At 64.1% G+C, this 12883-nt stretch carries 9 protein-coding genes; 4 read left to right on the plus strand and 5 right to left on the minus strand.

The window, feature by feature from the left end; translation table 11 throughout:
• Positions 1-12: 12 nt before the first annotated feature.
• Positions 13-1605 carry an MFS transporter gene (locus BMZ18_RS12945; protein ID WP_068365414.1) on the plus strand — a complete coding sequence of 531 codons (1593 nt, stop codon included), beginning with the start codon at positions 13-15 and terminating at the stop codon, positions 1603-1605.
• A gap of 109 nt (positions 1606-1714) precedes the next feature.
• Here BMZ18_RS12945 and BMZ18_RS12950 read toward each other — a convergent pair whose 3' ends face one another.
• The 4 genes from BMZ18_RS12950 to BMZ18_RS12965 all read right to left on the minus strand — a co-directional run bounded on the left by BMZ18_RS12950 (position 1715) and on the right by BMZ18_RS12965 (position 9109).
• On the minus strand, positions 1715-2995 hold the full coding sequence (locus tag BMZ18_RS12950; RefSeq protein ID WP_068365415.1) for a competence/damage-inducible protein A: 1281 nt from the start codon (positions 2993-2995) through the stop codon (positions 1715-1717).
• 119 nt (positions 2996-3114) lie between these two features.
• Positions 3115-5850, minus strand: coding sequence for a helicase-related protein (locus tag BMZ18_RS12955; protein ID WP_139203964.1), 2736 nt, complete (start codon positions 5848-5850; stop codon positions 3115-3117).
• The gene (locus tag BMZ18_RS19435; RefSeq protein ID WP_169817750.1) at positions 5838-7778 is read right to left on the minus strand and encodes a phospholipase D-like domain-containing protein; all 1941 of its coding nucleotides are present in this window, start codon (positions 7776-7778) and stop codon (positions 5838-5840) included. Before BMZ18_RS19435 ends, BMZ18_RS12955 begins: the two co-directional genes overlap by 13 nt.
• 59 nt (positions 7779-7837) lie before the next feature.
• Positions 7838-9109 (minus strand): hypothetical protein, encoded by a 1272-nt coding sequence (locus BMZ18_RS12965; RefSeq protein ID WP_068365418.1) that lies wholly within the window; start codon positions 9107-9109, stop codon positions 7838-7840.
• Between the two features lie 708 nt (positions 9110-9817).
• Here BMZ18_RS12965 and BMZ18_RS12970 point away from each other — a divergent pair.
• From BMZ18_RS12970 to BMZ18_RS12980, 3 genes are all read left to right on the plus strand, one after another.
• Positions 9818-10645 (plus strand): hypothetical protein, encoded by an 828-nt coding sequence (locus BMZ18_RS12970; RefSeq protein ID WP_139203966.1) that lies wholly within the window; start codon positions 9818-9820, stop codon positions 10643-10645.
• A 136-nt stretch (positions 10646-10781) separates the two neighbouring features.
• Positions 10782-10964: an IolE/MocC family protein gene (locus BMZ18_RS12975; RefSeq protein WP_068365420.1), complete on the plus strand. Its 183-nt coding sequence runs from the start codon at positions 10782-10784 to the stop codon at positions 10962-10964.
• Positions 10961-12040, plus strand: coding sequence for a glycerate kinase family protein (locus tag BMZ18_RS12980; RefSeq protein WP_068365421.1), 1080 nt, complete (start codon positions 10961-10963; stop codon positions 12038-12040). The genes BMZ18_RS12975 and BMZ18_RS12980 overlap by 4 nt, the downstream gene beginning before the upstream one ends.
• A 132-nt stretch (positions 12041-12172) precedes the next feature.
• Here BMZ18_RS12980 and BMZ18_RS12985 read toward each other — a convergent pair whose 3' ends face one another.
• Entirely contained in the window at positions 12173-12427 is a 255-nt protein-coding gene (locus BMZ18_RS12985; protein ID WP_068099768.1) for a DUF4190 domain-containing protein, read from the minus strand.
• Positions 12428-12883 lie beyond the last annotated feature (456 nt).

Raw genomic sequence — 12883 nt, forward strand, 5'->3', positions numbered from 1 at the left:
CGAGGCACGCCCGTGACCACCAATCCCGACATCGTGTCTTTCCAGAAGAACGATGCCAATCCGAACTACGAGCGCCGCTGGCTGGTGCTGTGCATCGTCGCCATCACGCAGCTGACGATCGTGCTGGACGCGACCATCGTCAATATCGCCCTGCCGCAGGCGCAGGAAGACCTGGGCATCAGCGACAGCGGTCGCGCGTGGGTCATCACGGCCTACGCGCTGGCCTTCGGTGCCTTGCTTCTGCTCGGCGGCCGCATCGCCGACTACTGGGGTCGAAAGCGTTCCTTCTTGGTCGGCATGGCGGGATTCGCGATCGCCTCGGCCATCGGCGGACTCGCGCAGGAGGGCTATCAGCTCTTCGCCGCCCGTGCCGGCCAAGGCGTCTTCGCCGCCCTCCTCGCCCCTGCTGCTCTGGCGATCCTGACCACCACGTTCACGGACGAGAAGGAGCGCGCCAAGGCGTTCGGCGTCTTCGGTGCCATCGCCGGCGGCGGCGCGGCCGTGGGCCTGCTGCTCGGCGGCGTGCTCACCGAGTACGCCAACTGGCGGTGGTGCCTGCTGGTCAACGTCCCCGTCGCGATCATCGCCGCAGCAGCCGCCATCCCGCTGGTGAAGGAGAGCAAGGCAGAGGGCGACACGCGGTACGACGTCCCCGGTGCGATCCTGGTCGCACTCGGGCTCGGTTCACTGGTCTACGGCTTCACCGAGGCGGAAGACGGGTGGTCGAACGTTTCGACCCTGAGCTTCATCGCGCTGGGCATCGTTCTGCTCGCCGCCTTCGTCGTGGTCGAGTCGCGCTCACCCAATCCGCTTCTCCCGCTGGGTGTCCTGCTCGATCGTGACCGTGGGTCGGCATACCTTGGATCGGCGATCGTGGGTGCCGCGCTCCTCGGCGGAACCCTGTACCTCACCTTCTACTTCCAGATCGTCCTCGGATTTAGCCCCGTCATCGCCGGTGTCGCGTCGCTCCCCATGACCGGCGGCATCATGATGACCGCTGCCGCGGCGTCGGCGCTGATGCCCCGGGTAGGGCCGAAGCCGTTGATGGCTGCCGGACCCGTTGTCTCGGCTATCGGTCTGCTCTTGCTCACCCAGATCGGTGTGGACACCTCCTACTGGACGCACGTGCTTCCCGGAGTGGTGCTCCTCGGGCTCGGGCTGGGCCTGCTCATGGTGCCGATGCAGAACGTCGCCCTGATCGGCGTCGCCGATCACGACGCCGGCGCTGCCAGTGCGTTGGTCAACGCGGCCTTGCAGATCGGCGGCGCCTTGGGGACCGCCGTCTTCACCACGATCTACACGTCCGCCAAATCGTCGTACCTGTCGTCGAACACCGCGCCCGTGCCGCCCGCCGGAGTCCCTCCGGAGGCCCTGGCCTCGCAGACGGTGCCGTCCGACTCCGAGCTCGCGGCCTTGCCGGAACCGATCCGCAACTTCGTCACCTCGACGATCGATTACATGTTCTCCGCAGAGGTCTCCGGGTACGCGCATGCGTTCGCGGCAGCGGCGATCATGGTCGTCCTGATCTCGCCGATCGTGCTGGTGTTGGTCCGAGCCCGCAAGACCGACCTGCCGGCCGGGGACACCCCGGTCCACATGGGCTGACGCGAGTCGTCGTCACGACCGACAGGCGTGGAAACGGTCGTGCATCCATTGCTGGGTGAAGATCGCGAAAGATGAACTGGCCGCTCGGATGTGCGGGGTTCGATGACGTTCAGGCGTCGCCCAGGGCGTCCGCGAGCATGTGCATCGCGACGGTGACCGACAGCGCCCGGACACTCGCGCGGTCACCGGGCAGACGCAGCGTCCGCGTAACGGTCGGTCGGCCCGCAACAGCGATGCCGAAGCACACCGTGCCGACAGGCTTGCTCTCCGTGCCGCCGCCCGGCCCCGCGACCCCACTGGTCGACACGGCAATGTCGGCACCGACGCGGTGGAGTGCCCCCTCTGCCATGCGGGCCGCCACCGGTTCGCTGACGGCGCCGTGCTCGTCGATCATGGCGGCGGGGACGTCGAGTGAGCCGATCTTCACCTCGTTGGCGTAGGACACCACGCCGCCCATCACGTACGCCGACGAGCCGGCCCGATTGGTGAGCCGTGCGGCGATCATGCCGCCGGTGCACGATTCCGCTGTCGCGATGCGGCGGCCACCGGCTCGGGTTGCCACGATGTCGTCGATGGTGGATCCGTCGGTCGAGAAGATCTGCGCGCCGTGGTGCTTTTCGATGAGCGCCAACACCTCGGAGTACGCAGCGGCCGCGGACTCCTCGTAGCGCGTGACCATCTCGAGCTCACCGCGCGACAGGCACGTGGTGATCGCGAGGTCGCCGAACCCGGCAATCGAACTCTCTGCGGTGCGCAAGGTCGCGGCGAGGTCGGCCTCCGACAATCCATAAGCCCGAATGGTGGCTTCGACTACTGACTCTCGCCGCGCGAGCACTGCGGCGACGGGTGCGCTCTTGATCGCTTCCGGCCACATCGCCTGCAGCTCGGAGGGAGGTCCCGGCAGGATGAGGACCGCGGGGAGTGTCCCCGAGTCGTCGGCCATCGCCACGCCCGGTGCCGTGCCTGTCGGCGAAATCGACTGCGCTCCGGCGGGAACCATGGCCTGCTTGCGCACCCCGGCTTTCAGGGGTTCGGAGTCGGCGACGCTGCCGAGCCGACTGCGCCAGCGTTCGACGATCGCCGTGATGCTGCCTTCGAGTTCGACGTCGAGATGCATCTCGCGGCCATACAGCGCGGCGACGGTCTCGACGGTGAGGTCGTCCGCAGTGGGGCCGAGGCCACCGGTCGTGACGATGAGGTCGACGTGCTGATCGGCGAGGAACCGGACCTGGGCCGTGAGATCGGCCGGCCGGTCACCGCACACCGTCAGGTGGGCGACGTCGACACCCATCCTCAGGAGCTGCTGGGCCACCCACGGCCCGTTGCGGTCGGTGACCCGACCGGCCAGAACCTCGCCACCTGTGACGACCACACCCGCACGGACTGTCATGCCTCGACACTACGGCCAACGACGACAAGAGCCAGTCGCCGTGGTCCGGCTCGCGGATCGGGTATCGATCCGATTCATCGTGCTCGGTGTCGGGTGAGTCGAAAATCGGGTGTGCGACCTCAAGGAAGGCTATGCGTCGAGGCCGGTGGTTGACCGGAGGTCGAGAAATCCATTGTCAACAGGCGGGCAAGCGAGTGCGGAAGCGGAAGGTCTAGTGACTGATCGCCCGCGGCGCCCACCGTACGCGAGTCGCCCATTACCACTCCGAACCACCGTTCGCGGGCCTTCACCACTCGATACATCTTCTCGTCGTGGGTTCCACCCAGATACGGTTCGTCGACCGCGATGGGTTGTTTCTCGAGGATAGCCGCAGAGCCCAATCGATCCAAGCGGCCGGTTCGCTGCTCGAGAGTAGCGGGATTCCAGTCGAGATCGTGATGAATGACGTGGCGGCATGCGGTATGCAGGTCAACGCCTTCGGCCATGATGGAACTCGCTACCAGGACGTCCGGGAAAAACGGTGAGTTGAAGGACGCCATGAGCTTCTGCCGCGTCTCGCGGCCGACTTGTCCATTGGCCAGCCGCACGTTCGGCGCAATGCTCACGTGCTGCGAGGAGTTCTCAGCCGGATCGAAGTCGTCGATAGTGATGTCTCCGGTTTTGGCTGTCGCCAGCACGTCGAGAATTCGACCTCTATCCTCCGCGGTGCGCCTCGACAAGAAGGTCGCGAAGGAGATGACGCGGGATTTGAGCGATACGCTTCCGGGGCTGGCGCTGTCCACCACGGACCACAGGTCGTCGACCGTCATTCCGGCGTTCGGAGCGGCAAATCGTACAAGGAACGACTGCGTTCGCAGAAATCGAATCACGATGTCGACGAGTAGTTCTCGCGAAGTTTTGTCGAGAGCAGGAAGCCACGACTCTATCTCGGCGCGAAGCCGACGGAAGCTGCTGGTGTCGCTTCTGAAGAGCCGGTCGCTCAGTCGGTCCAGCGCCACCTTGACGTCGTTGTCGGACTGGCCGTCCATGGACATCGAGACTCGTGCGAGGTCGAGCGTACGTCTCTCCAGAGCCCGCGCGATGTGTAGCCGCAGCGCTCGTCCGGTCTCTTGATAGAAGCAGAAAATAAGCACTTTGTGGCCGGCGCTCCACAGCTGCACGGTTCGCTTCACCGTCGCAGCGATCTTCGGATGCGCGGCCAATTTTTCAGGATCGTCTGGCAGATACTGGGCGATTCGATCCAGGTACCACTGAACCTCGGGTGATTCGACGCGCTGAGTGGATGCGTCGGCTGCATCGTCGAGGTCCGACTGCCCGGTCGCGCGGGTACGTAGGTACGTCTCGTAAGACGAGGCAATGCCGTACGAGAAGAGGGAGCGGGTGGCCCCGCCTTCGGTCTTCGTCAGACGCGAGACGGCATCCGCACGACCGGCCAACAAGAACGGCAGTGCCGCATCGTCGTCGACTGGGAGACCCCTGTCTACAGCACCTGGAGACACGACAGCTGCGCCCGCACGGTACTGACGTCGCTCCGTATCACTTGTCTTCAAGTGACGAATGATCCACGGTCGCAGTTTTCTCTCCGCTTCGCCAATCACGGACTGGGCCACGCGGCCCTCATGGAGGGCCGCTCGTCCGGCCGCGCTCAATTCGTCGCCCAGTGGTTCCTCGAAGTTCGTCGCGCGCGACAACGCTGCGTCCTCTCTCGGATCCAAGGCCGACCAGCGCTTCTGGAAAGTCGCCGCGGCTGCCTGCGCCGTGTCGAGTGCCGTGCCGATGTCGTCGAGTGACGCTTCGAACGCTGCCCGATCCTCGGCGCTCTCCCATCGGACGCCCGTAAAACGACCGAGGACGCTGAGCAATTCGTGGTGCCCGAGTTGGAACGGGGTTGCGGTCAAGAACAGCATCCGCTCGAAAATGCCACCCAATGGGCCCCTCAGTGCTTCCAAATCAGTGTCAGCTGCGTCGTTCGCGAACAGCGCGGCCATCGTGTTGTCATTCTTGACATGATGCGCCTCGTCCAGAATCAACAACGGAAGTGTCAGGTCCAACTTTCTGAGTCCGTCCTCCCAGGCGCCCCGCATTGCGGCGGCAAGAGCCTTCTTGGCGGAGCCCAAACGCTTCTCGAAATTTGACGACCGATTAATAGGTAGTTCGACCAGTGCATCGCGAAGGGGTTCGAGTACCTTACTGTCGATCGCGTCAGCGAACACCAGAGGCACCGGATCGTCGTCGAGGAGTACGGCCGAGTGGTTGTTCCACACCTTCATCCAGTGACGCTCATGGGTGTTGAGAAGCTCGGTTACCAAGGGTGTGTTGTTGAAACGCTTGTCGGAAACCAGCGTAGCGGCGTCCCTGATGATCGCGGGCAAACGGTTCTGGAGATCCTTTCGGCGTCCCACAGCTTTTTTCAACAGGCTCAATTTGACGAACGGGTCGTTGATAGTTCTGGTCAGGGCGCCGTGTGTCAGGAAAATGATGTGGGATCGCCGATCCGGCGGGTCATCCAACAGCTTCAGGAAGTCCGTACCGTGGCGGATCGCGCCGGACACCTTGATGTCCGATGCGTCAGACAGTCCCAGCGCGAAGCTGTTCCAATCCCGTGGCCACTTGTCAACCACCGAGCTGGGAACCATCACCACGACAGGTTGCTCGTAACGAGTGGCGCGAACCACGGATGCCGCTATCGCGAGTGCGACGAAGGTCTTGCCCATACCCACCTCGTCGGCGAGCACCTGGCCTGGCCGGTGGGCGAGACGTTCCAGAATCTCTGCAGCTGTTCTACGCTGGCGTTCCGCATCAGCAGCAGGGATGTTCTCGCTGGACAGGTCAATGTCCGGGCTCAATTTCCACACAACGACCGGGCCTCCTCGAAAGCCTGCACCACGTATCGCGAAAGCTGGCTCTTGTTGTTGGCCGCTGGGCAGATCGATTCGAGTTCCGACAGCGCTGTGGCGAGTGTGTGCCTCACGGTGTCCCAATCGAGGCCCACCGTCGACGACCGCCAGTCAACGGTACCGATAGTCAAGGCAATCTCCGCGACAAGGAATTGCAGTTCGGCGTAGGACACGTTCGAGTCGGGTACTTCTCTGTCGGCCAGTTCCTCGGCGATCCTGCGCACGATCGCGATCGGTCCGATCACTCCGTACAAGCGACTCCGGAGTACCTCGATGGATCTGCTTCGAGCACTCATCCGCGCCTTCATCTCCCAGAGCGCGGCCGAGCGAGCCCGGGTTCGATACAGCAACAGTCCGCTGGAATCGAACTGGCGCAGGGGATCGAGAGGATCTCCCGTTCCACGAGCTTCGTGCCGACGCACCAGTTCTTCGATGGCTGCGGCAAGGGGCCGCGTCGACGCGAGGGCGCTCAGGAGCAGGTCGGTGGGTAGTTGCTCCAGTTCGTCGGGCGGTGGCAAGCCGTCGGTATCCTCGATATTCGCCACCCACGTTCCGGAGTACGAGCCCGACGAATCCGTCCAGACCACGTCGAATACAGAAGGGATCGAGCGTCGGTTCAGGTCAACGGTCGCAGCTGCGGGGTTTCGCAAGTCCGCCCAGCTGCCGCTGTCCAGCGCCATGGTGCCCGCAGGCTCGCGCACCGACCATGTCAGCGGACTCAGTTCGGACTGGGAGAACGAGAATGTTGCATGTGCGGTCGATCTGTCGACCGCGACCGTGCACCGATCGAAGAACAACGGCAGGGCCGCGAGTGATGTGCTGTCCTCATCAGCATTCTCGAGATCGACACTTCTGAGATCAACGAGAGCTCCGGTCCGGGCCAGCCCGCGTAGCGATTTACCCACCTTCGAAGTACGGGGGGCACCGATCCACACGTTCAGTTCACGATGCCCCGTATCGGCCCTCAATCCCCATCCGGCTGACGTCGCATTGGAGGAGCCGATCATTGCGGCCACCCAATCGTCGTTTTCCAGCAACAGCACCTTCGCGTGCAGAGTCCGTTGCTCGGAGTCGTCGATCTTGAGTGCTCTGACATCGTCGACCTGGTGCGCCAACTCCAGCGGGGCGAGCCAGTTACCGATTCGGTCCTGGCCTATCGCGGCTGTAACAGAACGCGCAGATGCCGGCCTACCCGTGAGTTGCTTCCGAACCTCGTCGATGGGTCTGGAGGACTTCGAATCCCAGAAAGGCGCCAGAACTACTGCATGTATTGGTTTGAGTGCCGAACCCCAAACGGCTCCGTGAACTCCGAGCGGACATCTACCCGGGGAAGCGGGTGCGGCAGCGAAGCGGAGGTCACTTGTTCCTCGCTCGGGAGCGTGCTCGGTGACGCGGTCGCGCATCATCGTCAAGGTCGCGCGTGCACGTCTGCCCTCCGACGCATCCGCAGGGAGGGACGCTAGGTAACTCTCGATCTCGCTGATGATGCCGAGGAGGAAATCACGAGGAATCCCACACCCTTCCAGCACATCGAACGCCACCGCTGACTCGAGCTGTGAGCGGTACCCCGCTCGGGTCAAGTTTGCCGATCCAACCACGATACGCGCGTGGTTCTCCCAGACCAGAACCACTGCCTTGGCATGAAACAGGCCACCGCGCACCGGGATCGGAATGAGATCCCAACGCAGATTACGCTTCTCGGCGGGGGTTGCTCGGTCGACCAGAACCGATACAGCTGTTGTCTCGCTGAGCCGGATCTCTTCCTCGATGACCGCGGCGATCGTGCTGGCTTTGTCGCCTTCACCGGTGACCGCGGTGAGTGCGAGGAATCGACTCAAACAGTCGTCCGTGAAGAATTGAGAGTCGAAGGTGAAGGTGGTCGCCAAACAGGCGATTGGTGCTCCGGCGTCCGCTGGAGCTGACCAATGGTCCAAGAGTTTCATTGTCACGCGACCGTGTCCTGGAGGAAGCGCCGAAGCGCGTGGATTCGAACCGGGTGAATGAACGGCCCATCGAACTCGGGGACCGACAAATGTTCGAATCCCGGCCGAACCAGCCACAGGCCCTTGTACGTTTCGAACCACGGCCTCTTGCCGTGCGGAGGTTTCGAACTCTGGATGGAAACGTGATGGTCGTGGACTGTTCGGGCGAGTGCGGCCCCCGTCAGAGGTACGGAAAAGGCCTCGAACCGCTCTGTGAATCCGCCCGCTTCCGTGTTGATCGACTGTAAGCCCTGGAGGGCGTCTCGGAAAGCTCCGGGCAGCAAACGAGCCCCCTGCACGACGTTGGGATGGTCGGCGACCTTGTCAGGAGTAATACCAGCAGACCCATAGGTGGACGCGGCGTGCCGAAGTGTGCGGAAGAGGACGTCAAGCACGCGGGCGAACGTCTCGTAGTGCTCGATCGCATCCAGTAGGTCACCCAGCCCCTTTGAAGCAAGACCTCGAATCCTCGACACGATGGCCCGCTCCGACAGGTCGCCGTCTGTCTCGAGCTCGAGCAAGAGCAGGTCCGCGAGTTCAGCGCGTTGTGGGTGCTTTGTCCGCAGTGTACGTCGGAGCAACGCGCGCTCTTCTTCTCCGGCGGAATCAGGGCCCAGTGTGTTGGCGAGAACTCCGCTGGACCAACCGGACAGCGGTAAATCGCTGCGTGCTTTCCCCAGTGACCGCTTCACCGTCGCCTCGAGATCACGCCGCAACCGCCCGCCATCAGTATCACGGGACCGGTCGAGGAAGCCGATCAGGTCGTTGTCGCGTTCCCAGGCGGAGACGAGTTCGTGCTGACGTTTGCCGGGGCCGAGCGTGGGAGTCACTATGTCGAACTCGATTGCCAAGGGCTTGTAGACGCCATGAAAGCCAAAAATGGAGGGGGCCTTCAGATAAGAGTTGGCCGACAATCGATCTCGTCGGTCGCGTACCGCTCGTGCCTTCTGCATGCCCGGCACTCCGACAGGCACTTCGGAGGAGCGATGCGCGAACGACTCGAGAACCAGCCACTCGAACGCTACTTGTGGCGTTGTTCGACCATCGTTGCCCTGCTCGTCGTAGAAGTCCTCGCAGACGGCACTGGCGACGGCGATCGCCGTCAGAAAGCGAAACCGATTCATGCGTGCCCTCAAACCCGGCACAAGCTCGTTCGCCAGCCTCTCCGAGGTGGTGGCGAGGCCCATCGGGTCCAGGCTCCCCTCGCCTGCAACCGGCGGATCGAACTGGGACATGTGAGGCAGGGTCAAACCAGCCACCGTCAAGACGGCACCTTTCCAGTACGTCGCGGGTTGGCATTCGCCTGTGTTTTCTATCAGGTCGCGCCATCTCCCGCTGCGACTACGGTGGTTCGGGGCAGGGCGAGCCACCCGAGAACGACTCAGTGTGACGGATGGCGATCAGTGGTCGTCTGACACCAGTCGCCATACGGCCGAAGGTCGCACCCGCTACGCGGTCGGGAAGTCCGCAGACATTGCGGAAGGCGTCTGACAGCCAGCGAGTCCGGTTCGCGATGAATCGGTCCCGAAGAGCTAGTCGCGGGGGCTTTCGTCACGCGCGTGTTGCTCTCCTGCAGGTCGCAGCGCGTGACGCGAGCCCCTCCGGCATGGCAGCGCACCGGCGCCTTCGTGTAACGCCGTTCGGGACAGAGGCGACAACACGGACGTACTGCTGACCTAGGGGCGCGTTGCCGTCCATTGTGAGTTGAGGAACCCTTGTATTCGAAGCGCGGGCTGTTCGTTTCTGCTCTGGCTGTAGCGGTACTCGCTGCGTGCGGTTCACCATCGGCCGATACCCCTGCGTCCGACCCTGCCAGTCCCAGCGATACAACTACTGCGATCGAATCGCCGACGCCCGATGCCGGACCGACGTTCGATCGATCTATGGTGCGGACGGAGTCTGTCACGAAAGAGTCCAAGGGCGGTCAGTCGAACGTCCGTTTCGTGGCAGACACCGTCGACTACGAGGAGATCGTGTCTCTGACCGACCAATGCGTGAAGTCGTACCTGGCTGAGACGGCAGCGGCTTACTGCTACGGCTACGCGAACGCTGCGGACTACGAGGTCACCGCTTTCGACTGGACGCCCGAGTCGGACCAGGATATTTACGGCACTGGCAGGCCGTGCTGGATCATGTATTCGGGACAGCCCGTCGCCGGCGCTGACGGCCGCACCGACACGCCTGCGATAGCGACCTCCTACATCGATCAGTGCCCCGGTGGTGTGGAGTTTCCGGATCCGGATGGCTCGCTTGCGGACCATCGAGAGAAGCGTGAATCCTCCCTCGCCGCTGCAACCGACATTCGTCGTCGTGACGCCTGCGCGCTGATCGACACAGAAGCCCTGACTCGCAATGGTTTCAACGCGACACTCGGCGATGTCACCGACGACCCGACCGCCTATCTCCCCGACGGTGCCTCTGCTTCCTGGGTGTGCTCGACCGCAGAAGGCGAAGTCGGATTCACTGCGACCGAGTTCGCCGATCCAGCAAGTGCGGCGGGGGACGTTGAATCTGCAGAGCTCGCTACCAACGACTTCCTTCTCGACGCCGGCCGGCTGATCGCCCTCGACGGTGGCAGCGCCATCGTCAACGACGAGTTCGGTCTCGTCGAGGCGGCATGGTCGGTGGGGACGGTGAGCTTCAGCGTCACGATGTCGTCCGTGCCGGTAACTCCCGGGCTGTCCGGTGGACAGAGCAATTCCGAGTTGGCCGACGCGATCACGTCGTTGGCGTCGACCGCGGCTCAGCGCGTGGCGGCAGACGCGTGGTGACTCGCGATCGCCGCCGAAGTCGTACTTCGGGTGGATGCGGTCGAGGTCGCGTGCTGCAAGGCGCGCTCGCAGAGATACCCGCTCGACCCGGGCGGCCCACGACCGCTGAGCTCGCGATCCGCTGCTCTCGCGCGGCATGATGGGCGACGGAGTGATCGACTTCGGCACCATCGGCCGCTGGGTGCACGACGCCGGCTACCGCGGTGACGTCGAAGTCGAGATCTTGAACGCGGCGGTGTGGGCGACGGACGGGGACCAAGTGATCGAGACGATGAAGCAGCGGTACCGCGATCTGGTGCTGCCGGCGCCGGTCGGATGAGAGTGCTCTTCGCCCCCGACTCGTTCAAGGGGACCATCGGATCCGTCGATGCCGCAACGGCATTGATGGAAGGGTGGGCATCGGTGCGGGGCGACGACGACCTGGTCGCGATGCCCCAGGCCGATGGGGGCGAAGGGACGCTTGACGTGCTGGCGGCGTGTTCGCCGGACTCGTCGTGGTCGGTGGCGTCGAGCGTGTGCGGGCCCGACGGGCGGCCCGTCGACGCGCGGTGGCTGACCCTGGCCGACGGTCGAGCGGTGGTGGAGCTGGCGGAATCGTCGGGGATTGCGCTGATGGAGGAGCTGGATCCGTTCGGGGCGACAACGCGCGGGCTCGGCGAGGTGCTGCGGGCGTGCGGGAGCGACCGCGTGTCGGTGGCGCTGGGGGGCTCGGCGTCGACGGACGGTGGGCTCGGGGTGCTGCGGGTGTTGGGGGTTCGCGTGCTGGACGCTGACGGCGCCGACGTGCCGGAGGGCGCGGCGGGACTCGTCGCCGCCCGGTCGGTCGACATTTCCGGACTCGATGGGGTGCCGTCGGACCTCGAGGTGCTGACCGACACGCGTGCCGTGCTGTGCGGAACCGACGGCGCGGCGCAGGTGTTCGGACCGCAGAAGGGTGCGTCGGACGACGACGTCGCGGTGATGGACGAGGCGCTCGAGCGGTGGGCGGGGTTGCTCGCCGACGCCGGCTTGCCCGCCGATCCGGGGTTGCCGGGCACCGGTGCGGCTGGCGGCACGGGCTTCGGGTTGGTCGCGCTAGGGGCCCGGATAGCCGGTGGAGCGGAGCGGGTATCAGAACTCACCGGCTTGGTCGCGGCGGTCCCGTCCGCCGACCTGGTGGTGACGGGCGAGGGGAAGTTCGACCGGACATCGCTGACGGGGAAGTTGGTGGGGCACGTCGTTCAGATGTGCTCGCACGCAAGCGTTCCCGTCGTCGTGGTGGCCGGAGCGGTGGACGTGGAGTCCGACGTGCCGTCGGTGTCCCTGACCGACCTGGCCGGTGGGTCGGACGCGGCGATGGCCGATGCGCGGGGGTGGTTGGTTGAGGCCGGGAGAGCGGTCGCGATGCGCGATTGATTTCCAAAGATCGACGGGCGGAAGTTGCGCGTCACATCAGTAGTTCGCGAGAACAAGCTGGCCGGTCCACTTGCCCATTGGCCGTGGACCGGCGTTGCTCCGACTCGATCGCGCACGTAGGGACGTCGAGCTTCAGTCGCAGGCCGAAATCTCCTCCGGTGTGTCCGCGTTCTCGATACAGTTCGAGTAGTTCTCGAAGTCGTCGCCGATGTTGTTCAGGTCCGTGCCGAGTTGATCGACAGCGGTGAAGACGATGACCATGCCCCAGATGCCTCCGGCGATGGCCAGAGCGCCCAGGATAGTGCCCGCGATAGATGTTTTCTTGTTCGTTGCCTTGTTTTTTCGGACTCGGCTGATTCCTGCGATGCCGAAGATGAGAGCGATCACGCCGCAAATGAAGCCAATGAACCCGGTAAAGGGAACCAGGCAGAACAACAAGCCGACAATGCCCAGAATGAGAGCGGTGAGACCGAAGCCGTTCTTTTCCGGGTTCGGTGGTGGCCCATAGTTCCCGTATCCTGCGGGTTGGTAGCCGTAAGGCGGTTGTCCCTGGCCACCCGGAAAGTTGGCGCCGTACGGCTGTGACGCGTCCTGGGAACCAGGTCCGTGGGGCTGCCCCTGCCCGTACTGCTCGGGGTGGGGCCCGGCCGCTCGCCGCTGGGTGGGTATGTCATATCGGTTCCTTCTGTCCGGTTGGCTACTCTCACATCTAACCGCCGACCGCACCTGTTACAAGCCACGTGTAGCAGCTAGGGCGTGTCTCCCAATTGGCGTAGCCAGGTGAGAATTGCGCAGAGGGTGACGGCGGCTCGGTAGGTGATTGCGAGTTTGTCGTAGCGGGTG

Origin of the sequence: Rhodococcoides kroppenstedtii (assembly GCF_900111805.1) — a bacterium.
GTDB lineage: Bacteria > Actinomycetota > Actinomycetes > Mycobacteriales > Mycobacteriaceae > Rhodococcoides > Rhodococcoides kroppenstedtii.

What these genes read in the sequence shown, in the direction of transcription:
- BMZ18_RS12950 (WP_068365415.1), bottom strand. Translation starts at nt 2,995, where the DNA reads ATGACAGTCCGTGCGGGTGTGGTCGTCACAGGTGGCGAGGTTCTGGCC.
- BMZ18_RS12965 (WP_068365418.1), bottom strand. Translation starts at nt 9,109, where the DNA reads ATGTCCCAGTTCGATCCGCCGGTTGCAGGCGAGGGGAGCCTGGACCCG.
- BMZ18_RS12980 (WP_068365421.1), top strand. Translation starts at nt 10,961, where the DNA reads ATGAGAGTGCTCTTCGCCCCCGACTCGTTCAAGGGGACCATCGGATCC.
- BMZ18_RS12975 (WP_068365420.1), top strand. Translation starts at nt 10,782, where the DNA reads ATGATGGGCGACGGAGTGATCGACTTCGGCACCATCGGCCGCTGGGTG.